This is a genomic window from Haloechinothrix salitolerans (assembly GCF_042662605.1).
Taxonomy (GTDB): domain Bacteria; phylum Actinomycetota; class Actinomycetes; order Mycobacteriales; family Pseudonocardiaceae; genus Haloechinothrix_A; species Haloechinothrix_A salitolerans.
In genome coordinates this window covers 4,913,442-4,935,591 of sequence record NZ_JBHSXX010000001.1, presented here as the reverse complement: position 1 = coordinate 4,935,591, position 22,150 = coordinate 4,913,442, and the positions used below count along the sequence as shown (strand labels likewise).

At 67.5% G+C, this 22,150-nt stretch carries 19 protein-coding genes; 12 read left to right on the top strand and 7 right to left on the bottom strand.

All coding sequences use genetic code 11. The features are described 5' to 3' along the window. Positions 1 to 22: 22 nt before the first annotated feature. Genes ACFQGD_RS23395 through ACFQGD_RS23370 form a run of 6 tightly spaced genes read right to left on the bottom strand, consistent with a single transcriptional unit; the run spans position 23 to position 6,842 of the window. Positions 23 to 1,336, bottom strand: a complete 1,314-nt coding sequence (locus ACFQGD_RS23395) for an ABC transporter substrate-binding protein (RefSeq protein ID WP_345394251.1) — start codon at positions 1,334 to 1,336, stop codon at positions 23 to 25. A 38-nt stretch (positions 1,337 to 1,374) separates the two neighbouring features. After that, positions 1,375 to 2,532, bottom strand: a complete 1,158-nt coding sequence (locus ACFQGD_RS23390) for a branched-chain amino acid ABC transporter permease (RefSeq protein ID WP_345394248.1) — start codon at positions 2,530 to 2,532, stop codon at positions 1,375 to 1,377. Continuing rightward, on the bottom strand, positions 2,529 to 3,416 hold the full coding sequence (locus ACFQGD_RS23385; RefSeq protein WP_345394245.1) for a branched-chain amino acid ABC transporter permease: 888 nt from the start codon (positions 3,414 to 3,416) through the stop codon (positions 2,529 to 2,531). Before ACFQGD_RS23385 ends, ACFQGD_RS23390 begins: the two co-directional genes overlap by 4 nt. After that, positions 3,413 to 5,257: an AMP-dependent synthetase/ligase gene (locus ACFQGD_RS23380; RefSeq protein WP_345394242.1), complete on the bottom strand. Its 1,845-nt coding sequence runs from the start codon at positions 5,255 to 5,257 to the stop codon at positions 3,413 to 3,415. Before ACFQGD_RS23380 ends, ACFQGD_RS23385 begins: the two co-directional genes overlap by 4 nt. Continuing rightward, the gene (locus ACFQGD_RS23375) at positions 5,257 to 6,060 is read right to left on the bottom strand and encodes an ABC transporter ATP-binding protein (protein WP_345394239.1); all 804 of its coding nucleotides are present in this window, start codon (positions 6,058 to 6,060) and stop codon (positions 5,257 to 5,259) included. The genes ACFQGD_RS23380 and ACFQGD_RS23375 overlap by 1 nt, the downstream gene beginning before the upstream one ends. Further along, a complete protein-coding gene (locus tag ACFQGD_RS23370) occupies positions 6,057 to 6,842 on the bottom strand; it encodes an ABC transporter ATP-binding protein (protein WP_345394236.1) in 786 nt (261 codons plus the stop codon). The genes ACFQGD_RS23375 and ACFQGD_RS23370 overlap by 4 nt, the downstream gene beginning before the upstream one ends. A 300-nt stretch (positions 6,843 to 7,142) precedes the next feature. Between ACFQGD_RS23370 and ACFQGD_RS23365 the strand changes: the two genes are divergently transcribed. The 7 genes from ACFQGD_RS23365 to ACFQGD_RS23335 all read left to right on the top strand — a co-directional run bounded on the left by ACFQGD_RS23365 (position 7,143) and on the right by ACFQGD_RS23335 (position 13,495). After that, positions 7,143 to 8,003, top strand: coding sequence for a LuxR C-terminal-related transcriptional regulator (locus ACFQGD_RS23365; protein WP_345394233.1), 861 nt, complete (start codon positions 7,143 to 7,145; stop codon positions 8,001 to 8,003). A 175-nt stretch (positions 8,004 to 8,178) separates the two neighbouring features. Further along, the gene (gene folC / locus ACFQGD_RS23360) at positions 8,179 to 9,687 is read left to right on the top strand and encodes a bifunctional tetrahydrofolate synthase/dihydrofolate synthase (RefSeq protein WP_345394421.1); all 1,509 of its coding nucleotides are present in this window, start codon (positions 8,179 to 8,181) and stop codon (positions 9,685 to 9,687) included. Then, positions 9,684 to 10,112, top strand: a complete 429-nt coding sequence (locus ACFQGD_RS23355) for a DUF4233 domain-containing protein (protein WP_345394230.1) — start codon at positions 9,684 to 9,686, stop codon at positions 10,110 to 10,112. Before folC ends, ACFQGD_RS23355 begins: the two co-directional genes overlap by 4 nt. 135 nt (positions 10,113 to 10,247) lie before the next feature. Beyond that, the gene (gene ndk, locus ACFQGD_RS23350) at positions 10,248 to 10,658 is read left to right on the top strand and encodes a nucleoside-diphosphate kinase (protein ID WP_345394227.1); all 411 of its coding nucleotides are present in this window, start codon (positions 10,248 to 10,250) and stop codon (positions 10,656 to 10,658) included. A gap of 201 nt (positions 10,659 to 10,859) precedes the next feature. Then, positions 10,860 to 11,816 (top strand): ABC transporter ATP-binding protein, encoded by a 957-nt coding sequence (locus ACFQGD_RS23345; RefSeq protein ID WP_345394224.1) that lies wholly within the window; start codon positions 10,860 to 10,862, stop codon positions 11,814 to 11,816. Positions 11,817 to 11,889: 73 nt separating this feature from the next. Further along, positions 11,890 to 12,648, top strand: a complete 759-nt coding sequence (locus ACFQGD_RS23340; protein WP_345394418.1) for an ABC transporter permease — start codon at positions 11,890 to 11,892, stop codon at positions 12,646 to 12,648. A gap of 1 nt (position 12,649) precedes the next feature. Beyond that, positions 12,650 to 13,495 (top strand): ABC transporter permease, encoded by an 846-nt coding sequence (locus ACFQGD_RS23335; protein WP_390183561.1) that lies wholly within the window; start codon positions 12,650 to 12,652, stop codon positions 13,493 to 13,495. Positions 13,496 to 13,497: 2 nt separating this feature from the next. Here ACFQGD_RS23335 and ACFQGD_RS23330 read toward each other — a convergent pair whose 3' ends face one another. Next, a complete protein-coding gene (locus ACFQGD_RS23330; protein WP_345394221.1) occupies positions 13,498 to 14,928 on the bottom strand; it encodes a S8 family peptidase in 1,431 nt (476 codons plus the stop codon). A gap of 546 nt (positions 14,929 to 15,474) precedes the next feature. Here ACFQGD_RS23330 and ACFQGD_RS23325 point away from each other — a divergent pair. From ACFQGD_RS23325 to proB, 5 genes are all read left to right on the top strand, one after another. After that, positions 15,475 to 18,705, top strand: coding sequence for a translation initiation factor IF-2 N-terminal domain-containing protein (locus ACFQGD_RS23325; RefSeq protein ID WP_345394218.1), 3,231 nt, complete (start codon positions 15,475 to 15,477; stop codon positions 18,703 to 18,705). Positions 18,706 to 18,854: 149 nt separating this feature from the next. Next, positions 18,855 to 19,169 carry a 50S ribosomal protein L21 gene (gene rplU, locus ACFQGD_RS23320; protein WP_034273757.1) on the top strand — a complete coding sequence of 105 codons (315 nt, stop codon included), beginning with the start codon at positions 18,855 to 18,857 and terminating at the stop codon, positions 19,167 to 19,169. A 12-nt stretch (positions 19,170 to 19,181) separates the two neighbouring features. After that, positions 19,182 to 19,439, top strand: coding sequence for a 50S ribosomal protein L27 (gene rpmA, locus ACFQGD_RS23315; RefSeq protein ID WP_345394209.1), 258 nt, complete (start codon positions 19,182 to 19,184; stop codon positions 19,437 to 19,439). Between the two features lie 104 nt (positions 19,440 to 19,543). Then, on the top strand, positions 19,544 to 21,031 hold the full coding sequence (gene obgE / locus ACFQGD_RS23310) for a GTPase ObgE (RefSeq protein ID WP_345394206.1): 1,488 nt from the start codon (positions 19,544 to 19,546) through the stop codon (positions 21,029 to 21,031). Next, positions 21,028 to 22,143 carry a glutamate 5-kinase gene (gene proB, locus ACFQGD_RS23305; protein ID WP_345394203.1) on the top strand — a complete coding sequence of 372 codons (1,116 nt, stop codon included), beginning with the start codon at positions 21,028 to 21,030 and terminating at the stop codon, positions 22,141 to 22,143. The genes obgE and proB overlap by 4 nt, the downstream gene beginning before the upstream one ends. The last annotated feature ends 7 nt before the right edge of the window (positions 22,144 to 22,150 follow it).

The window sequence follows — 22,150 nt, the reverse complement described above, 5'->3', positions numbered from 1 at the left end:
CAGCACCCTCCCCGAGTGCGGCTTAGAAGCAGGGCTCCGTGAACTCGTAGCCTTCGGCGCTCGGACCGGTGTAGAGGTCCCTCGCCACGGAGACGCCGGTCGGGGCGTCCTCGTCGACCTCGCTCATCACGCTCTGCCGGAACACCGCCTCGTTCGGCTCGTCGGCGTAGTTGCCGGCATCCTCGGGCAGCATGCCCTCGTAATCGACGGTGGTCAGCGACGTCACCGCTTCAAGGAGGCCCTCACGCGTCAGGTCGCCGTTCTCGGCGGCGGCCTCAAGCGCGGCCTTCATCGGGTAGGACCAGGCCCAGCCAGCGGTGTAGCCGTCGCTCGGCTCGACGTCACCGAGCGCCTCCCGCATGGCCTCGTGACCTGGGGTGTCCGCGCCGAACGGACCCCACGGGCCGGACTGGAGGTACAGCGCCTTGAACGCGTCAGCAGCCGGGCTCTTGAGCAGGGCCGGGTTCCACGTCGGGCTGGTCCCGATGAACTTGCCCTCGAAGCCCTTGGCCGCCGACTCACCGACAATGGCCGCGGCGTCGGTCGGGCCGGTCGTCACGATCACCAGGTCCGGCTTTTGGCTGACGACCGCCTTGATCGCGCCCGCCTGGTTCTCTGGTCCCTGACCGGTCTCGATCGCGGTGAAGTCGAGGCCTTGCGCCTCAGCGGCCACCTCGGCGCCGCCAGCGGCGTCCTCGCCGTAGTCGCCTGGGTAGTGCACCGCCATGACCGACTCCGCGCCGAACTCCTCGACCGCGTAGTCGACCGAGTTCATCGACTCGAAGCAGTAGTTGGTGCCGGACTCGAGGATGACGTCCTCGAACTCCCACGCCGACGTCCACGACGCGGGCGCGGAGACGACATTGTTCTGCTTGAGGTCGTTGATGATCGCGGCCGTGGTGGGCGAGCCCAGCGTCTGGGCCAGGCCAAGCACCTCGCCCTCGATCTCCTGATAGACCTGCCGGTGGACCTCGGGGTTGTACTTGTTGTCCTTGACGTAGCTGGTGACGTCGACGTCGAAGGCCTGGTCACCGGCCTGGATGCCGCCGTTCTCGTTGACCCGCTCCCAGAACGCCTTCTGCGCGTCGGTGATGGGCACCGCGAGCGCGGCGAACGGGCCGGAAGTGAGGTCGGAGATGATGCCCAGGTAGATGCAGCCGTTGTCTTGGTTCGGTGTGTCCGGGCAGGCCTCCTGGGTCACGCCGGTGCCGAGGGCGACCTCACCCTCGCCACCTCCGCCGCCCGTGTCGCCGCCGCCGCGACACGCGGTCGCGACGAGAGCGACGGCGAACAGTGCCGCGGTGAACGCGGTCCGCCTGTGTTGCCACTTGGCCATGATTCGATCCTTTCGTAGGGCGATCCGTAGGGGCCGGGTCAGTAGGAGAAGGGCCAGGCCTTCCAGTAGTTGCGGATGCGGGTCCAGATCCCGAACAAGCCGCGTGGTTCGAAGATCAGGAACCCGATGATCAACAGGCCGTAGAGCACCGTCTCGACCTGGAACACGTTGAGCGGCGCGCTGGCGTCGCTCGAGATGAACGGCAAGATCGTTGGCGACTCCCTGGTCAGCGCGGGCAGCAACGTGATGAAGAACGCGCCCATGATCGAGCCGGAGATCGTGGCGACCCCACCGATGAGCACCATCGCGATGTACTGCACCGACAGCAGCAGGTTGAACGACGTGGGCTCGATGAACCCGGTGATCGTGTAGACGAGCGCACCAGCGACGCCCGCGTAGAACGACGACACCGCGAACGCGACTACCTTGTACCGGGTCAGGTTCACCCCGATCACCGACGCGGCGATGTCACGATCGCGGATCGCGGCGAACGCCCTGCCGACCTTGGAGCGTGCCAGGTTTCGCGCGAGCACTCCGAACACGACGAGGCAGACCAGCATCAGCAGGTACAGCTTCTGGTCCGAGGTGAAGACGTCGCCGGAGGACGCGAGGTTGACGCCGAACAACTCCGGTACCGGTCCCGGCCTGCCGACCCCGGCACCACCGGTCAGGTCGCGCCACTCCTTGAACACGTGCTCGCCGATGAAGACGAGCCCGAGCGTCACGATGGCGAGATAGAGCCCGCGCAGTCGGGTTGCCAGTGGGGCGACCAGCACACCGAACAGTCCCGCCACTAGTCCCGCCGCGAGCAGCCAGATCACCACGTTGGTGACGCCGAAGCCGATCGTGCGGCCATCGGTGTCACCGGAAAGCACCGCCGCGGTGTAGGCACCGATGGCCAGGAAGAACGCGTGGCCGAGCGAGACTTGACCCGCGTAGCCGGTGACGATGTTGAGCCCGATCGCACCGATCGACGCGGCGCAGGCCAGCGCGAGCAGACTCAGCGTGCGGTCCTGCGCTAGCCAGGGCATCGCGAACGCGAGCAGCAAGATCGCTCCCACCGCGACGAGCTTCGGCCGCGTGTTGAGCAGTCGTAGGTGCTGCGCGTAGGAGGTGTAGAGCCCTGGTCTGCCGGACAATTGCCGGGGCTTGCGTCCTGCGGGGCGCTGGGGTGGTGTTGCCGTTGGTGCGCTCATACCCGCTCCACCTCCTTGGTGCCGAAGAGTCCGTACGGTTTGACCAACAGCACCAGCAGCATGACCACGTATGGCGACACCACCGAGAAGTTGTCACCGAGCCAGGGTGCGAAATCACTCTGATAGGTGGCGACGAGTGACTCGACGACGCCGATCGTCAGCCCACCGACGACCGCGCCACCGAGCGAGTCGAGCCCGCCGAGGATGATCGCGGGCAACGCCTTGAGCGCGATGATCCACAGTTGCTGGTCGACGCCGACGCCCGTGGCCACGAAGGTGCCCGCGATGGCGGCGAGGCCACCCGCGATGGCCCATGCCATCGCGAACACCGTGCTCACCGAGATGCCCTGCGCCAGCGCCGTCTCCTGGTCGAACGACGCCGCTCGTGTCGCCAGCCCGAGCCGGGTGTACTTGAAGAACGCGAACAAGATGGTGATCACGACGGCGGTGGTCAGGAACATCGCGATGTAGCGCTCCTGCACCGTCACACCGAGGAACGAGACCCTGCTGAAGCCCCACGGGTCGCCGACCTGCCTTACGTCGGTGCCGATGAAGCCGTTGATCACCACGCGCAGCGCGATATCGATGCCGAGGGTGATGATCGCGACGACGAACACCGGCTTGCCGACCATCGGCCGGATGACCGTGCGCTCAAGGCCCAGCCCGAGAAGCGCGATTCCCACCACGCCAAGGATCACCGCGAGGATGAAGCCGAACGGGCCGACCAGGTAGCTGACCAGTACCGCCCCGGCCAGCATCAGCGCGGGCTGCGCGAAGCTGATCACTCGCATCGACTTGTAGATGATCACGAATCCCAGCGCGAGCAGCGCGTAGATCGAGCCCTGGCCCAGCCCGGCGAGCGTGCTGGAGATGAGTTCCTTCACGCCGCACCCGCCTTCTCGTCGGAGTACATCGACTCGACCAGGTCGCTGAAGCGTTCGGCCATGGCCGCGCGCTTGACCTTCTGCGTGGCGGTCAGCTCGCCATCCTCGTGATCGAGCTCCTTCGGCAGCATGCGGAACTTCTTGATGGTCTCGACCTGGGCGAAGCGCCGGTTGACCTGGTCGACGATGCCCTGCACCAGCTCGGTCACCTCCTCGCGTTCGGACAGGTCGCGGTAGGTCGTGTAGGGAATCTTGTTGCGCTGCGCCCAGTCACCGACCGTCTCCAGCTCGATGCCGATGAGCGCCGTCAGGTAGTTGCGTCCGTCCCCGAGCACGATCGCTTCTTTGATGAACTCGGACGCCTTGAGCGCGTTCTCGATCTCCGACGGCGAGATGTTCTTGCCGCCCGCGGTGATGATGATGTCCTTCATCCGGTCGACGATCTTGATGTGCGTGCCGTCGACCCACTCACCGACGTCTCCGGTGTGCAGCCAGCCGTCGGAGTCGATCGTCTTCGCCGTCGCGTCGGGATTCCGCCAGTAGCCGGCGAACACCCCGGGGTGACGCGTCAGGATCTCGCCGGTTTGTTCGTCGATGCGCAGCTCCACACCGGAGTGCGGCTCACCGACGGTGCCGAGTTTCACCCTGCCCGGCATGTTGCCGGTGGCGATGGCGGTGTTCTCGGTCATGCCGTACACCTCGTGCATCGGCACCCCGATGCCCATGAAGAACTTCAGCACCTCTGGTGCGATCGGCGCGGCGCCTGACGCGGCGTAGCGCACCTTGCGCATTCCGATGCGGTCCCGCAGGGCGCGGTAGAAGAACACCCAGCCGAGCGCATAGCGCAATCGGGTGCTGATCGTGTGGTTGCCACCATTACGCACCATGGTGTCGCCGATGCCGTCGGCCACCTTCAGCCAGAACCGCGCGAACAGCCGTTTCAGCGGCGATGCCGATGCCAGCTTGATGTTGACACTGGCCAGCACCTTCTCCCAGATGCGAGGCACTCCGAACAGGATGGTCGGCTGGATCTCCGCCAGGTTCGCCTGCACTGTCGCGATCGACTCGGCGAAGTTCACCTGCACGCCGGACGCCGCGTTGAACCACGTGGTGAAGATTCGCTCGGCCACGTGACACAGCGGCAGGTAGGACAACATGATGTCGTTCTCGCTCGGCGGGGGAGAGGTGAACCCGCCCTCCTCGATCAGCTCCCTGACGCAGAACTCCACATTGGACACCGTGAGCATCGCACCCTTCGGCGGCCCTGTGGTGCCCGACGTGTAGATCAGCGTCATGACGTCGTCGGGCTTGGTCGCTGCCATGCGGTCCTCGACCGCGCCAGGGTGCTCCGACCGGTGCCGCTCACCGAGCGCGAGGAAATCGTCCCAGAACAGCAGCTTTGGGTTGTCGTAGCGGCGCTGGATGCCTCGTGGCTCCAGGTAGACGATGTGCTCCAGGTCCGGCAGCTCGTCAAGGACTTCCAATGCCTTGTCGACCTGTTCCTGGTCCTCGGCGATGAGGATCTTGGTGCCCGAGTGCGAGAGCAGGTACGCGACCTCGGGCGCCGGGTTGGTGGGGTAGAGGCCCACCGTCATCGCGCGCACCGCGACGGTCGCCATGTCCGAATACAGCCATTCGCGGCGGTTCTCCGAGTGAATCGCGACCCGGTCGCCCGGCTCGATGCCGAGCGCGATGAGGGCGTGCCCCGCGGTGACGACGGTGTCCCAATACTGCGCCCAGGTCACCTCCTGCCAGATGCCGAAGTCCTTCTCCCGCATCGCGATCGTGTCCGGCGTGTGCTGTGCCCGGTCGCGGATTCTGGTGACGATCGTTCTGGTCATCAGTCCTCCCCGAGATAGGCGTGGATGACGTCGGGGTGGTTCTGCACCTCTGCGGGCGTGCCGGTGGCTATCTGCTTGCCGAAGTCGACGGCCATGATCCGATCGGCCAGGTCCATGACCAGGCCCATGTCGTGCTCGACCATGATCATGGGAATGTCCAGCTCATCGCGAATGTCGAGGATGAACCGGGCCATGTCCTCGGTCTCTTCCTGGTTCATGCCCGCGACGGGCTCATCGAGCAGCAGCAGCTTGGGTCGCATCGCGAGCGCTCTGCCCAGCTCGACGCGCTTCTGCACGCCGTAAGGCAGCAACCCGACCGGCAGCATCCGCCACTGCTCCAGTTCGAGAAAGTCGACGATGTCCTCGACGGCGGCCCGGTGCGCCAGTTCCGCCTTGCGTGCGCGGCCCAGCCAGGCGAACGCCGACAGCGCGCCGTAGGAGATGTGGTTGTGGCGGCCGAGCATCAGGTTGTCCAGCACGGTGAGGTTGGAGAACAGTTCGATGTTCTGGAACGTCCGCGCCATGCCCATCCCGGCGATCCGGTGTGGTTTCGCGCCGATGATGTCGGTGCCGTTGAACGTCACGCTGCCGCGATCCGGCCGGTACACCCCGGACAGCACGTTGAAGATCGACGTCTTCCCCGCGCCGTTCGGGCCGATGATGGCGAACAGTTCGCGCTGCCCGACCTCGAACGAGACGTCGTCGACCGCGGTCACACCCGCGAACGAAAGCGTCACGCCGGTGAAGGTCAGGATCGGCGCGGTGGGGGTGGTCGTGGGCTCCGTGGCGAGTTGCGCGGTCATGACAGCCACCGCTTCCTGCGCTTGTAATGCTTGACGTCGCGGAACGACTTGCTTGCGCCCTCCGCGCCCAGACCGAGGTAGAACTCGCGGATGTCGGAGTCGTCAAGCAGCTCCTTGGCTGGCTTGTCCATGACGATCTTGCCGGTCTCCATCACGTAGCCGTGCTCGGCGACCGAGAGCGCCATGGTGGCGTTCTGCTCGACAAGCAGCACCGTCGTGCCCTGCTTGTTGATCTCGACGATGAGGTCGCGGATCTGCTGCACCAGCAGCGGCGCGAGGCCAAGGCTCGGCTCGTCGAGCAGCAGGTATCGCGGATTGGACATCAGCGCCCGCCCCATCGCGAGCATCTGCTGTTCGCCCCCGGACAAGTACCCCGCCGTGCCCTTGTGACGCTCTTTGAGCACCGGGAACAGCGAGTAGACCCGGTCCAGGTTCTCCTTCGTGTGCCTGCCGTTGGTGTGCGCACCGGTCCGCAGGTTCTCGTCGACGCTCAGCTCGGCGAAGATCCGTCTGCCTTCCAACACCTGCTTGACGCCCAGCCGGACGATCTTGGCGGGGTTGTGCCGGTGGATGGGTTCACCGTCGAGCGTGACCGAGCCCTTGGTGATCTCCCCGTCGTGCACATCGAGAAGTCCCGAGATCGCCCGCAGTAACGTCGTCTTGCCTGCTCCGTTCGCCCCGAGCAGGGCGACGATCTTTCCGTCGGGCACATCGAGGCTCACCCCCCGCAGAACCAGAATGACGTCGTTGTAGACGACTTCGAGGTTGCGTACGGCGAGCATTCAACCTCCGCTTCCGCGCTAGTATGGCCTAATTCACAACGCACTGAGCATTGTTGACAGAACGGTCATCGCCAAGATCTGCGACATATTCGTTATTGACTGCTCAGCGTGTGCGTTGTGCCACAGGAAAGCACCTAGTGTGGTTAACGCCTCATCCAAAGGGATGAGGCGAGTGGGTGACTGGATGAGGTGCTGGTAATGGGCTTGCTGGCGCTCTGACAGCGCGTGCGGGCGAGTCCCATTGACCTACTCATGGGTAGGTCCGATTATCCAGGCACCTTAACGCCGTGGAGGTCGACGATGACGACGGATGTGAGTGCGACGGATGCCATCACCGGACATCTGCGCCGCACGTTGCGTGACCTGTCGCAGCTCGACGGCCTGTCAATGGGGCTGGGTGGCCTTGTCACCCAGGCGGGGAGCAGGCTCGTGCTCAGCGAGTTGTACAACCTGCGCTGCGAACTGTTTCGCGGCATCGTGATCCGCCCTGGCATCGGGCTCGGCGGGGTCGCCATGCAGCACCGGCGCCCCGTGTCGGTGGACGACTACGTGTCGTCACCGTCCATCACCCACCAGTTCGACCGCGCCGCCCTCGCTGATCGCGTACGTAGCGCCATCGCGCTGCCGATCATCGTGCGCGGCGAGACACGAGCGATGATCTACGGTGCGACGCGCGGCGAGATGACGTTCGGTGACCGCACCGTCGCCACCGCGACGATGATCGCGCGCAAGCTGGCACACGACATCGAGGTCGAGGACGAGGTGCAGCGCAGGCTGCGTCGCATCGCCGACGAGCAGCCAGAAGCCGAGCGCGGCGCGCTGAGCCAGTCCGAACTGGCCGAGTTGAACGCCGAGATCATCGCGATCGCCGCCGCCTCGCAGGACGCCGTGCTGCGCGACCGACTGCACGCCCTAAGCCAGCGTGTCTCCGGCACCCGCCCCGATGGCGGGACGACCCGCGCCTCGGTTCACCTTTCGCAGCGGGAATCCGACGTCCTCACTCAGCTCGCGGCCGGGTACACCAACGCGGAGATCGCCGAGCGGCTGTGCATCCTGCCCACCACCGTCAAGACGCACCTGCGCAACACCATGCGCAAACTCGGCGCGCGGAACCGGGTGGAGACGCTGGCCGCGGCCCGTCACGCGGGGTTACTGCCGTGAGGTGCCGTGAAGGGCATCTTACTGGCACCAGACGCCGGTAAGATGCCCTTCACGGCACCCGCCCAGCCCGCACACCGCAGCCGTCACCCCCGCTCGTAGACTCGCCGTAGCGTGTATTGGGAGTGAGTGCGTGGCGCGAGACGACGAGTACCCCGAGCTGGCTGAGCTGGGCGAACTGGACGACTTCGAGCGGGACCCGGACTATCCCGTCGAGCTCACGACGGGTGACAACGCCGTCGTCGGCCCGCTACCGGATGACGAGGACGAGACCGACGCCAAGCCGGACACCGATGAGCCGATCGAGCCGGACCCGGTGCTCGAGGCCAAGGCGCTGGCCGAGCTGCGCGAGGTCGAGGCTGAGCTGGACCAGCGCTGGGGCGAGACCAAGATCGCGCCGTCGCTGGACCGCATCACCACGCTGCTGCACCTGGTTGGCGATCCGCATACGACGTATCCGGTGCTGCACGTCGCGGGCACCAACGGCAAGGGCTCGACCGCGCGAATGATCGACGCGCTGCTGACGCGGATGGGTTTGCGTACCGGCCGCTACACCAGCCCGCACCTGCAATTGGTGACCGAGCGCATCGCCGTGGATGGGTCGCCGATCCCGGCGTCTACCTACGTCGACACCTACCGTGACATCGCGCCGTTCGTCGGCATGGTCGACCGTGCGACCGGTGACGACGGCCCCCTGATGACGAAGTTCGAGGTGCTCACCGGGATGGCGTTGGCGGCGTTCGCCGACGCGCCGGTCGAGGCCGCCGTGCTTGAGGTCGGCATGGGCGGCAGTTGGGACGCCACCAACGTCGCCGATGCACAGGTCGCCGCGATCGCCCCGGTCAGCATGGACCACGCCGACTACCTCGGCGACAACCTCGCGGCCATCGCCGCCGAGAAGGCGGGCGTCATCAAGCCGGGCAGCGTCGCCGTCATCGCGGAGCAGCACCCCGACGTCATGCCGGTGATCCTGGAGCGCGCCGTCGAGGTTGACGCGGCTGTCGCCCGCGCTGGTCAGGAGTTCGGGGTGTTGGAGCGCGAGGTCGCCGTCGGCGGGCAACGGCTGAAGCTTCAGGGGCTGGGTGGCGTCTACGACGACATCTTCCTGCCGCTGCATGGCGCCCATCAGGCGGCGAACGCCGCGCTCGCACTCGCCGCCGTCGAGGCGTTCTTCGGCGCTGGCAAGGACAAGCAGCTCGTCATTGAGGCGGTGCGGGAGGCGTTCGCCGACGTCGAGATGCCGGGACGTCTTGAGCGCGTGCGTTCCGCGCCCACCGTGTTGCTCGACTCCGCCCACAACCCGGCTGGCGCGCGGGCGCTGGCGGAGACCGTCGAGGCCGAGTTCGCGTTCCGCAGGCTCGCCGCCGTCGTCGGCGTCATGACCGACAAGGACGCGCGCGGCATTCTCGAAGGTCTCGAGCCCGTGGTGAACGACGTCGTCGTGACCAGGAACAACTCGCCGCGCTCGATGGAGCCCGCCGAGCTGGCCGAGCTGGCCAGGTCGGTTTTCGGCGAGGAGCGGGTGCACGTCGAGCCGCGACTGGACGAGGCGGTGGAGACGGCGGTCGCGCTGGTTGAGCAAGGCGGCGACGTCGAGGAGCCGCTGTCCGGCGGCGGGGTGCTGATCACTGGTTCGGTGGTTACGGCGGGCCAGGCGCGCTCGCTGTTCGGAAAGGAGCCCGCATGAGCGACAGTGCCGATGGCGCTGCCGAGCAGCAGGAGACCGAAGCCGAGCAAGGGCCACCGCCGAAGGACCCGCTGAAGTCGTTCCGGGGCATCATGGCGGGTGCGCTCATCATGGAGGCGATCACTGTCGGGCTCGCGGTACCGGTTGTCGCGCAGCTTGGTGGTGGCGTGACCAGCGCGCAAGGCTGGTTGACCATCGCGGTCGCCGTCGCGCACCTTGCGGCGTGCGGGCTGCTGCGGTTCGACTGGATCCGCCTGGTGATACTCGGCCTGCAGCTCGTGCTGATCGGGTTCTTCGTGTCGCTGGTGGCGATCGGTGTCATCGGGGTGCTGTTCCTCGGGGTATGGCTGTACCTGTTCTGGCTACGGCACGACGTCGCCAAGCGGATGGCGGCTGGCACGCTGCCCAGCCAGCAGACGTCCTGAGCGGCCTCCTCGAGAGTGCCCGCTGTGACGTGCGGTGTGACCCGCGTCGTAAGCTGCGCGGGTAATCCGGACTGAAAACCCGCTGCCGACCTGTCTGCGTTGGCGCGGTGCGAAATCGAAGGGGAATGGATAGTCGTGAGTGAGCGCACGCTCGTCTTGGTGAAGCCGGACGGTGTCAGCAAGGGCCTCATCGGTGAGGTCATCTCGCGGATCGAGAACAAGGGCCTCTCGCTGGTCGCGCTCGAACTGCGCACCGTCGCCAACGACATCGCTGAGGAGCACTACGCCGAGCACAAGGACAAGCCGTTCTTCGGCGAACTGCTCGAGTTCATCACATCCGGCCCGGTCGTCGCGGCCGTTGTCGAGGGGCCGAGGGCCATCGAGGGCTTCCGGCAGCTCGCCGGTGCGACCGACCCGATCAAGGCAGCCACCGGCAGCATCCGGGGTGACTACGCCCTCGAGGTACAGAACAACATCGTGCACGGCTCGGACTCGCCGGAGTCCGCCGAGCGCGAGATCAAGCTCTGGTTTCCCAACCTGAGCTGACAGCGTCGACATGCGGGTGAATGACGCTGTCGCCGCGCCAGACGCGGTGACAGCGTCATTCACCGCACCAGCACCCACCCTGAAACAAGAAAACTGTTCGCACCATGTCGGTGCCCGCTCGTAGGCTCGTGGAGGAGACGTCGGCCCGACGCGACCCGTCGCGGTTGACCTCTAGTGAACTCGAGAGTGCAGGGTGGGTGTATGGCGAAAGAAGGGGAGGACGACGAGCGCGAGCCGCATTTGATGGTGTCAGGCAAGGCGCTGGTCAAGCGGTTCGGTGGCGTCGCGGCGGTCGCGGGTATAGACGTCGAGGTAAGGCGGGGCGAGTCGTTCGGGTTCCTTGGACCCAACGGCGCTGGCAAATCGTCGACCATGCGGATGATCGCCTGCGTCTCGCCCCGCTCGGACGGCGAACTGCGGGTACTGGGCATGGACCCGGAAACCGACGGCCCTCGGATCAGAGCACGCATCGGCGTCGTGCCGCAGCTGGACAACCTCGACGTCGAACTCACCGTTCGGCAGAACCTGCAGGTCTACGGCCGCTACTTCGGACTCTCCCGCGCGCACGTTCGAGCCAAGGCGGTCGAGCTGATGGAGTTCGCCGAGCTGTCGGACCGCGCGGACGACCAGGTCGAGCCGCTGTCCGGCGGTATGAAGCGGCGGCTGACCATCGCCCGGTCCATGGTCAACGACCCCGAAGTGCTGCTGCTCGACGAGCCGACGACCGGACTCGATCCGCAGGCGCGGCACCTGCTGTGGGGCAGGCTGTACCAGCTCAAGCAGCAGGGTGTGACGCAGATCATCACCACCCACGACATGCACGAGGCCGAGCAGCTGTGCGACCGGCTCGTGGTCATGGACGGCGGGCAGATCGTCGCTGAGGGCTCGCCGTCGGAGCTGATCGCGCGGTTCTCCACCCGCGAGGTGCTGGAACTCCGCTTCGCGCCCGGTGAGCAGGACGGCCAGATAAACCACGTCGCCGACCTCGCGGGGCGGCACGAGGTGTTGCCCGACCGGCTGCTCCTGTATGCCGACGATGGCGAGGCCGCGCTGGAGGCGGCGCACGCGCGCGGGGTGCGCCCGGTGTCCACGCTGATTCGGCGCAGCACGCTGGAGGACGTCTTCCTGCGGTTGACGGGACGCAGCCTTGTCGACTGAACCGGGCCCCGCACCGACGTCGGTCCCGCCGGTGCGGCGTTCGACTGGGACCGTCGTGCCCGCCTGGCGGGCGATGTGGCTGCGTGTCGAGGGGCATTGGGCCTGGTACCGCCGTTACTGGCGCTCCAGCCTCTACTCATCGGGCGTCGAGCCGCTGCTGTTCCTCGCCGCGATGGGTCTCGGGTTCGGCTCGCAGGTCGAGGCGGGCGCGGCGACCGGTGGGTTCGAATACCTGCATTACGTCGCGCCCGCGCTGCTGGTCGCGGGCGCGGCGATGAGCGGTATGGGAGAGGCCAGCTTCCCGGTGCTGTCCGGGTTCAAGTGGCAGAAGGACTACATCGCGGTTACCTCGACGCCCATCACGCCCGGCCAGCTGCTTGGTGGCCAGCTGCTCTGGCTCGCGATCCGGTTGGGAGTGTCTGGCGTCGTCTACGGCTTGGTCGCGCTGGCGTTCGGCGCGTGGTTGCGGCCCGGAGCGGTGCTCGTGGTCGGCGTCGGTGTGGTGACCGGGCTGGCTTGTGCCGCGCCCGTGATGGCGCTCGCGGCGGCCACCTATGACGAGGGACGTCGATTCGTCGTGATGTTCCGATTCGTCATGGTGCCGATGATGCTGTTCTCCGCGACGTTCTTCCCGATCTCCCAAATCCCCATCGAGTTGCGGTGGCTGGCGTGGCTCTCGCCGCTGTGGCATGGCAACGAGATCGCCCGCGCCGCGGCGCTCGGTGATGCCGAACCACTCGCGCTCGCCGGACACGGTTCGTTCCTCGCTGCCCTGCTCGTCGCGGGCATCGCGCTCGCGAGGAAGCTGTTCTACCGCAGGCTGGTGGTCTGACATGCGCACGATGGACTCCGCGACGGACACCGCGACGCGGCGCGGGCCCGGCCTTGCTCTGCGGATGTTGCCGTTCGGCCGCTACACCCAGGGGCCGGGCTCCGTGGTCGAGCGCTCGATGCGGGTGCACTCTCAGAACTGGATCATCGTTGTGTCCGGCTTCGCCGAGCCTGTGGTGTATCTCCTCGCCTTCCAGATCGGGTTCGGCGCGTTGGTCGGCAAGGTCGTCGGACCGGGCGGGCAACTGGTGGACTATGTCGCGTTCGTCGCGCCCGCGCTGCTCGCGGCCTCGGCCATGAACGGTGCGATCTTCGAGACGACGTATCCGGTGTTCTTCAAGCTCCGCTACGCCAAGGTCTACGACGCGATGCTGGTGACGCCGCTCGGGCCGGTCGACATCGCGCTCGGTGAGATCAGCTGGGCGGTCATCAGAGGCGGGGTGTACTCGGTGGCGTTCGTCATGGTGATGGCGGCGATGGGGCTGCTGAGCTCGCCGTTCGCGGTGTTGCTCGTGCCCGCCGCGCTGCTGATCTCGTTCGCCTTCGCCTCTCTTGGCATGGCGCTGTCGACGTTCCTGCGCTCGCCATCGCAGTTCGACTACATCCGGCTGGTGGTGATGCCGTTGTTCCTGTTCTCGGCCACCTTCTACCCGGTGTCGGTGTACCCGGAGTCGGTACGGTGGCTGGTGCAGGTCTCACCGCTGTTCCACGGCGTCGAGCTGATGCGCGGTCTCGCGGCGGGCGTGCTTGATCCGAGCATGATCGGACACGTCGGGGTGCTCGCGGGGCTGGCGGCGGTCGGCGGCGCGGCGACGTCACGGCGGATCGGGGCGTTGCTGCTCGGCTAGCGTCAGTTCCGGGAATCGGTTGAGACGTCGGAGAGGCCGAGGGCGGCGACCGCGTCGACCATGCCGTGACCGTAGAAGCCGTTGTAGGCGCGGTAGCCGGTGCAGTAGGCGTCTTGAGTGCCGTCGCCGGTCAGGTCGTAGTCGTCAGGGCACGGCAGTGGCTGAGTGTTCGCGGTGAGCCGCTGCCGCAGCCGCTCGGGGCTCGCGTCCGGGTGTTCGGCGGCGATCAGTGCCAACACTCCTGACACGTGCGGGGCCGCCATGGACGTGCCGCACAGCTCGCGGTAACCGCCCGGTGCGGTCGACAGCACACACCGGTCACCGCTGCCGCCGGGCGCGGCCACCGAGATCACGCCGAGGCCGTAGGAGCTGTAGCCGGACTTGAGCCGGTCCTCGCCGGTCGCCGACACCGTGATCACCGGGCGGATGCTGGCGGGCAGCGCTTCGCAGCCCGCCTCGGCGCCGACGGCCGGGGTGAGATTCGCCGCGTCGTTGGTGGCCGCCGCGACATGGGTGGTGCCGCGCTTGGTCGCGTGGTCGATGGCCCTGCCGATGGCTTCCCTCGCGACATCGAGGCCCTCTCGGTTCGTGCAAGGCAGCGACCACGGGTCGATGAAGTAACTCGAATTGGTGATGCGCATGTCGTGGCGGGCGGCCCACATGTAGCCACACACCGCCGACTCAGGGTCGGCGTAGCCGTGTTCGCCGATCACCTTGATGGAGGCGAGTGTGGTCCCTGGGGCGACACCGGTGGTGCCGATACCGTCGTCCGCCGCCGCGATCACGCCAGCGACGTGCGTACCGTGCGGTGAGGCCGTCGGTCGCCACGCACGAGGGCGCGTGTCGGGGGTGCCGGTGAGGCAGTTCGCCGACAGCCGGGGGTCAACGGCGTCGGCGAGGTCAGGGTGACTGGCGTCGACGCCCGAATCGAGTACACCGACCACGACGTCGCGATCGCCCCGTATCCCGGCTTGCCTCGCTCGGTGGGCATTGATCATCCGCATGTCCCACTGCTCACCGCTGCGGTCGGTCGTCTCGTGTCCGTCCCGTGCTGGTCGCTGTTGCTGACGTCCGCCGTTACCGAGGTTCGCGCGTCGCGCCGCCTGCGCGCTGAACGCCCTGTCGAGGCCGATGCGCTGGCCGAAGTCCGGTGCGGCCGAAGTCGCGACGGCAACCGCGATCCTCGGGTAGTACTCGATCGGTGTGCCGCATTCCTTGGTGATCTCGCGGCGGGCCTGCCGTTCAGCGGTGCCCTCGTCGAAGACGATGACGTAACGCAGCGGATCGGTGGCTGGTTCGGTCGCGCACGGCGTGGCCGGCTCCGGCACCACGCTCGACGCGGGCGGCGTGAACAGCGCCAAAGCCAGCAGCGCGGCACCAGCGGCTATGACCACCCTGCGTAGCGCACGCACACTCGACCTCAACAGGGTCATAGCAGCGCACCGTAGCTAGTGGCGTGCCATCGCGACAAGTAAGGACGCGAAGATGACCCACCTAGGTCATCTTCGCGTCCACTGTGTCGATACAGGTCCTTCCGACCTGCTGTATCTAGGCACGTAACACCACCGGTCCGTGCGACGAATCCGGCCAGCCGGTACCGACCAGCACACGACGGCGGATCGATATGGGATACTGAGGTCGGTCACGGTGGCGGCAGGCCTTGCCGGTGGAGGCAGCAGGCTCCGGCGCCGCGGCTGAGCGTCCAATGTCCAGAGGGAGGCGCGTCGTCGCCGGAAGTTCGGCTCGACGACGACGGCCAGCGAGCCGTCGCTCTTCGTGACAGGTCGCTGCAGACCCGCCATCGGTGTCGTGTCGGAGCATCTGGCACGCACGGTGGTGCAACGCACAGGATTCCCGCCTGTGGCGCTAGCCAGAGGCGGTACACAACAGAAAGGGCCCCTGCGCGGCCGCGTTTCGGCGTTTCCGGCACCACGTGTGGCTGGTAACGCCCGAGACGCGCCCGGGGGCGGAGGAGATGTATGTCACACGCGGAAACACCCGCCGGCCAGAGCGGCGGGAGCGCCGCCACACCCTCGACAGAGGAACTGGCGTCACTACCGCCCAGGATCAGGGTGCATGCCCTGGCGAAGTTGCTGGGCACGACAAGCAAAGACATGTTGGCCACGCTGCACGCGTTGGGGGAGACGGCTCGCAGCGCGCAGTCCAGCGTGTCACGCGACGTGGCGATGAAGGTCGCCGAGCGTCATGGCGCACAGGACGCGGCCGGTACGGGCGGTGCCGATGGCACTGAGACCGCGCCGGACGCCGAGACCACCGATGACACCGCCGAGGCCGCGTCAGAGGGTGCGCCGTCTCCCCAGCCGCTGATGTCGCATGCGCCGCGGCCGGAAGCGCCAACAAGTGTCGAACCGGAGAGCCAGCCCACCGCGCCGGTCTTCGCGCCGCCAACGCCCGTGTTCCTGCCGCCGGAGCCGAGCCAGGCTCCCTCGGCGGACAAGGCCACCACGACGTCGTCGTCGAGCGACGAGACGTCGGTGGCCGCCGAGACCGCCGAGACCACCGAACACGCGGACGGCTCCGATGGTGAGGCCGATACCGAGGACGGTGGCCCTCGCCGCAGGCGTCGGCGTGGCAGGCGCGGCCGCGGCCGTGGCAAGGGCGGCGACGAGCAAAAGGACACCGACACCCAGCAGAACGGCAAGGACTCCGGCAAGGACTCCGGCGAGCGGGCCGAGCCCGACGCGGACTCCGAGACGAAGCAGAAGGACGAGCAGGGCGAGTCGGACTCCGGTGATGACCAGGGCGACAGCGCATCGCGCAGGCGCCGGCGTCGTCGCCGCAGGAAAGGCGGCGCGGGCGACGACACCGGATCGGGTGACGACCCACCAGACACCGTGGTGCACGTCCGCGACGGCGCCCGTGCTGACACGTCCCAGGACCAGGTGCGCAGCGTGCGCGGTTCGACGCGGCTCGAGGCCAAGCGGCAGCGCCGCAGGGATGGTCGCGAAGCGGGCAGGCGGCGTGCCCCGATCCTGTCCGAGGCGGAGTTTCTGGCGCGGCGCGAGTCGGTCGAGCGGACCATGGTCGTCCGCGAGAGCAGCAGCTCCGCCGACCGAACGACCCAGATCGGTGTGCTGGAGGACGGCGTCCTCGTCGAGCACTTCGTGACGTCGTCCGGCAGTGGCTCCATCGTCGGCAACGTCTATCTCGGCAGGGTGCAGAACGTGCTGCCCAGCATGGAGGCGGCGTTCGTCGACATCGGTAGGGGTCGCAACGCCGTGTTGTACGCGGGCGAGGTCGACTGGGACGCGGCGGGGCTGGAAGGCAAGTCCCGCAAGATCGAGCAGGCGTTGTCCACCGGCGACCCGGTACTGGTGCAGGTCACCAAGGACCCGGTGGGGCACAAGGGTGCGCGGCTGACGACGCAGATCTCGCTGCCTGGTCGCTTCCTGGTGTACGTGCCCGGCGGTGGCGCCACCGGCATTTCCCGCAAGCTGCCCGAGAACGAGCGGCGCAGGCTCAAGGACATCCTCAAGCAGGTCGTCCCCGAGGACGCCGGGGTGATCATCAGGACGGCTTCGGAAGGCATCAGCGCCGAGGAACTGGAGCGCGATGTCCGCCGGTTGCAGTCCCAGTGGGAGACGATCAAGGATAAGGCGGACAAGAGCACCGGCGGCAACGGCAAGTCGGCCAAGAACAAGAAGGCCCCCGTGCTGCTGTATGAAGAGCCGGACTTGCTGGTCAAGGTCGTGCGCGACCTGTTCACCGAGGACTTCACCAAGCTGGTGGTGCAGGGGTCCGTAGCCTGGGAGACGATCAACTCCTACGTGCAGAACGTCGCGCCCGACCTGTCCGACCGGTTGCAGCGCTACACCGGCACCACGGCGTCCTCGGATGTTTTCGCCGACTTCCGCATCGACGAGCAGATAACCAAGGCGCTGGACCGTAAGGTCTGGCTGCCATCCGGTGGCTATCTGGTCATCGACCGCACCGAGGCGATGACGGTCATCGACGTCAACACCGGGAAGTTCACCGGATCAGGCGGCAATCTCGAAGAGACGGTGACCCGCAACAACCTGGAGTCGGCCGAGGAGATCGTCCGACAGCTCCGGTTGCGCGACATCGGCGGCATCATCGTGATCGACTTCATCGACATGGTGCTTGAGTCGAATCGTGACCTGGTGCTGCGTCGTCTCACCGAGTGCCTGTCGCGGGACCGCACTCGGCACCAGGTGGCCGAGGTGACCTCGCTCGGGCTGGTGCAGATGACCAGGAAGCGGGTCGGCACCGGTCTGCTCGAGGCGTACTCCTCACAGTGTGAGCACTGCAAGGGCAGGGGCGTCATCGTGACGTCAGAGCCGCGCCATGGCGGGTCCGACAGCGGCCAGCAGAGCCGTAAGCGCGGCAAGGGCAAGGGCGACGACTCGGTGCCCAAGGTGCCCGAACCGACGCCGGAACAGCGGGAGACCGTCGCCAGTGCCGTCGCGGCGATGGCCAACGCGTCCAAGGCCGCCGCGAGCAAGGGGGCTGGAAAGGACGACGGTAAGGACGCGGCGGCGGAAACCTCCGCCAGCGCGGACGTCGACAAGCCAGCCGCGGACGTCGACAAGCCAGCCGCGGACGTCGACAAGCCAGCCGCGGACGTCGATACCGCTGCCGAGACGGGTACCGCCGCCAGCGCGGAGCAAGCCCCGGCGGCGAGTGCCGAGACGGGCAAGGTCTCGCCCGGTGTTACCGGTAAGGTCTCGCCGGGCGTCACGGGCAAGATCGGTGGCCCGGCGAAGCCGGAGGCGGCTCCGGAGCAGCCCGCACCGACGAAGCCGACGGGCACCGGCAAGATCGGTGGCCCGGCGAAGCCAGCCGAACCAGACGAGCCCGCCGCGCTCGCTGATGCCCCGAAACCCGTGCCGGACACGGGTGCTCCTGAGGTCCCAGCCGCCGCCGAGGCGCAGCCGGGCGCGACCCTGGGGACCGAGTCGAAGGCGAGGCCGGTCAGGTCAACCACGCGTACCCGCGTCACGCGGCCCGCCGGGGCGGCCGCGCCGCACGAGTCCACGTCTCCGATGCCGTCGGTGACGTCCTCGCGGTCCGAGCCGTCCACCAGAGCCGCGGCCGATGCCGCGCCGCAGGTGCCCGCACCCGCCGTGCGGACGGTGCGCAGCCGTGCACGGCGCTCGGCCGCGCGTCCCGCTGGACCGCCGGTTGGTGCGTCCGCGTCGGGGTCGGCAGAGCAGGAGGAGGCGACGTGACCCCCGGTGTGATCGCCGTTTCGGCGGCAACGTAACCTGTAGGTCGGCCCGCAGGTAATGCGGCCAAACCGCGTGCCTCCGAACACAGCCAAGCGCGGCGTTTGGATGGCGCACGAGAACCCACCCACTATCGAGTAGCAGGAGCATCCGTGTCGGCGTATGCGATCGTCAAGACCGGCGGCAAGCAGTACAAGGTTGCTGTCGGCGACGTCGTCGAGGTTGAGAAGCTCGAGGGCGAGCCGGGTACCGAGCACACCTTCCCCGCGGTCCTCCTCGTTGACGACGGCAAGGTCACGGCCGACGCCGACAGCCTCGCGAAGGTAGCGGTGACCGGCAAGGTCGTCGAGCAGACCAAGGGCCCGAAGATTCGGATCCACAAGTTCAAGAACAAGACCGGCTACCACAAGCGGCAGGGTCACCGGCAGCAGCTGACCCGCGTCGAGGTCACCGGCATCAAGGCATAAGGAGCTGACGGCATGGCACACAAGAAGGGCGCATCTAGCTCTCGCAACGGTCGTGACTCCAATGCCAAGCGGCTTGGTGTCAAGCGATTCGGCGGACAGGAAGTCAACGCGGGCGAGATTCTGGTCCGCCAGCGTGGCACCAAGTTCCACCCCGGCGTGAACGTCGGTCGTGGCGGTGACGACACGCTGTTCGCGCTGGAGACCGGCGCGGTCCACTTCGGCGAGAAGCGCGGCAAGAAGACCGTCAACATCGTCCCGGTGGAAGCCTGACCGGGATTCCGCCGCAGAAGTCCACGCGAGGGGCGGGGCCGGGAGCGATTCCGGCTCCGCCCCTCGTTTCGTGTTTAGCGCGCGTCTAGCAGGAGGACGTCGAGATGTCTCGGTTCGTTGATCGTGCGGTGATTCACGTCGCCGCGGGCAACGGCGGGAACGGCTGTGCCTCGGTGCATCGCGAGAAGTTCAAGCCGCTCGGCGGTCCTGACGGCGGTAACGGCGGCAATGGTGGCGACGTGCTGCTCGTCGTCGATCCCAACGTGCATACGCTGCTCGACTTCCATTTTCGTCCGCACGCTCGAGCCTCGAACGGCAAGCATGGCCAGGGCAGTAACCGGGCGGGTGCCGTTGGCGAGCCGCTTGAGCTGAAAGTGCCGGATGGCACGGTCGTGCTCAGTAAGGATGGCGAGGTGCTGGCGGACCTCGTTGGGCCGGGCACGACGTTCGTCGCGGCAAAGGGCGGACGGGGCGGACTCGGTAACGCCGCGCTCGCGTCCAAGGCACGCAAGGCGCCGGGATTCGCGCTGCTCGGTGAGGAGGGCGAAGCGCACGATCTAGTGCTCGAACTGCGCTCGGTCGCGGACGTCGGCTTGGTCGGGTTTCCCTCGGCGGGCAAGTCGTCGTTGATCTCCGTGCTGTCGGCGGCCAAACCCAAGATCGCGGACTACCCGTTCACCACGCTGGTGCCCAACCTCGGTGTGGTCACGGCAGGGGAGACGTCGTTCACCATGGCCGACGTCCCCGGCCTGATTCCCGGCGCGAGCGAGGGTAAGGGCCTCGGGCTTGACTTCCTGCGCCACATCGATCGTTGTGCGGTGCTCGTGCACGTCGTCGACTGCGCGACCTACGAGCCCGGTCGTGACCCGATTTCCGATGTTGACGCACTGGAAGACGAGCTAGCCAACTACACGCCAAGTCTCGGTGATGAGTTGGCCAAACGGCCTCGCGTCGTCGTGCTGAACAAGATGGATGTTCCAGAGGCCGCTGAGTTGGCCGAGCTGGTGCGGCCGGACCTCGAGGAGCGCGGTCTGCGGGTGTTCGAGGTGTCCACCGCGACGCATCAGGGGCTGCGCGAGTTGACGTTCGCGTTGGGCGAGCTGGTCGCCGAGCACCGGGCGTCGCAGCCGCCCCAGCAGCCGAAACGCATCGTGCTGCGTCCCGCCGCGGTCAACGACACTGGCTTCACGGTCGAGACGGATCCCGAAGACCCGGACGCGTTCATCGTGCGCGGCGAGCGGCCGGAGCGGTGGATCGCGCAGACGAACTTCGACAACGACGAGGCCGTCGGGTATCTGGCGGACCGGCTGGCGCGGCTCGGTGTGGAAGAGGCGCTGGCCAAGGCCGGTGCGAAGCCGGGCAGCGCGGTCACCATCGCCGGGGTGACGTTCGACTGGGAGCCCTCGACCCCGGCTGGTGTCGCGATGCAACTAGGAGGACGCGGCACCGACGTCCGGCTGGACCAGAGCGCCCGCGTCAGCGCGGCCGAGCGCAAGCGGGCGCGGCAGCTACGTCGGGATGGTGTGCCTGAGGACGACGCGGACGATCTCACTGACTCCGACGATCTCGCCTCGGACGAGGGGTCGTCGTGACCGGGTCGGCCTCCCGCAAGGCGGTCACCGAGGCGAATCGGGTGGTCGTCAAGGTTGGTTCCTCGGCGTTGACGACGGCCGAAGACGGCCTCGACCGCGCGAAATTGGACCGGCTTGTCGACGCTATCGCTGGTCGGGTCAAGCAGAACGTGCAGGTCGTGTTGGTTTCCTCCGGTGCGATCGGTGCGGGCATCTCGCCGTTGGCGCTGCCGGTGCGGCCCCGCGATCTCGCCACTCAACAGGCGGCGGCCAGCGTGGGGCAGCTCGCTCTCGCCCACGCCTACGCCGAGTCGTTCGGCCGGTACTCGCTCACCGTGGGGCAGGTGCTGTTGACGTCGGACGACGTCGCGCGCCGCGCGCATTACCGCAATGCCCAGCGCACCTTCTCCCGGCTGTTGGCGCTCGGTGCGGTTCCGGTGGTCAACGAGAACGACACCGTCGCGACCGAAGAGATCCGGTTCGGCGACAACGATCGCTTGGCGGCGCTGGTGGCCCACCTCGTCGGCGCGGACGCCCTCGTCCTGCTGTCCGATGTGGATGCGTTGTATGACGGCGACCCGCGCCACGGCGCGACCCGCAAGATCACCGAGGTCTCCGGCGCTGCCGACTTGGCTGGGCTCGACATTGGCATGTCCAGCTCGGGGCTCGGCACTGGCGGCATGGTGTCGAAGCTGTCCGCTGCTCGGATGGCCGCCGCCGCCGGGATTCCGGTACTGCTGGCGAGTTCGGGCGACGCGGAACGGGCGCTGAGTGCGGCCGACGTCGGCACAGCGTTCGCCGCGGCTGGATCGCGGCTCACGGCGCGCCGGTTCTGGCTGGGTTACGCCGCTGGCGCGACCGGACGTCTGCATCTCGACGACGGTGCGGTCGCCGCCGTCGTGCGACGACGTCGGTCACTGCTCGCCGCTGGCGTGACCGGCATCGACGGCGACTTCGTCGCGGGTGACGTCGTGGATCTGGTCGACCCCGAACAGCGGGTCGTCGCTCGAGGTGTCGTCGGGTTCGACGCGGGCGAACTCCCGGACCTGATCGGCCGCTCCAGCCACCAGATTCCGGCTGATCTTCGCCGCGAAGTCGTCCACGCCGACGACCTGGTGCCACTCACCCCTTAACGTCGTG

Bases quoted from the DNA above. Each gene is read 5' to 3' on its own strand.
- ACFQGD_RS23330 (WP_345394221.1), bottom strand. From the start codon at position 14,928: ATGACCCTGTTGAGGTCGAGTGTGCGTGCGCTACGCAGGGTGGTCATA.
- ACFQGD_RS23340 (WP_345394418.1), top strand. From the start codon at position 11,890: ATGTGGCTGCGTGTCGAGGGGCATTGGGCCTGGTACCGCCGTTACTGG.
- ACFQGD_RS23325 (WP_345394218.1), top strand. From the start codon at position 15,475: ATGTCACACGCGGAAACACCCGCCGGCCAGAGCGGCGGGAGCGCCGCC.
- ACFQGD_RS23375 (WP_345394239.1), bottom strand. From the start codon at position 6,060: ATGACCGCGCAACTCGCCACGGAGCCCACGACCACCCCCACCGCGCCG.
- ACFQGD_RS23355 (WP_345394230.1), top strand. From the start codon at position 9,684: ATGAGCGACAGTGCCGATGGCGCTGCCGAGCAGCAGGAGACCGAAGCC.
- ACFQGD_RS23365 (WP_345394233.1), top strand. From the start codon at position 7,143: ATGACGACGGATGTGAGTGCGACGGATGCCATCACCGGACATCTGCGC.
- ACFQGD_RS23380 (WP_345394242.1), bottom strand. From the start codon at position 5,257: ATGACCAGAACGATCGTCACCAGAATCCGCGACCGGGCACAGCACACG.
- ACFQGD_RS23395 (WP_345394251.1), bottom strand. From the start codon at position 1,336: ATGGCCAAGTGGCAACACAGGCGGACCGCGTTCACCGCGGCACTGTTC.
- ACFQGD_RS23370 (WP_345394236.1), bottom strand. From the start codon at position 6,842: ATGCTCGCCGTACGCAACCTCGAAGTCGTCTACAACGACGTCATTCTG.
- ACFQGD_RS23390 (WP_345394248.1), bottom strand. From the start codon at position 2,532: ATGAGCGCACCAACGGCAACACCACCCCAGCGCCCCGCAGGACGCAAG.
- obgE (WP_345394206.1), top strand. From the start codon at position 19,544: ATGTCTCGGTTCGTTGATCGTGCGGTGATTCACGTCGCCGCGGGCAAC.
- ACFQGD_RS23335 (WP_390183561.1), top strand. From the start codon at position 12,650: ATGCGCACGATGGACTCCGCGACGGACACCGCGACGCGGCGCGGGCCC.
- ACFQGD_RS23345 (WP_345394224.1), top strand. From the start codon at position 10,860: ATGGCGAAAGAAGGGGAGGACGACGAGCGCGAGCCGCATTTGATGGTG.
- rpmA (WP_345394209.1), top strand. From the start codon at position 19,182: ATGGCACACAAGAAGGGCGCATCTAGCTCTCGCAACGGTCGTGACTCC.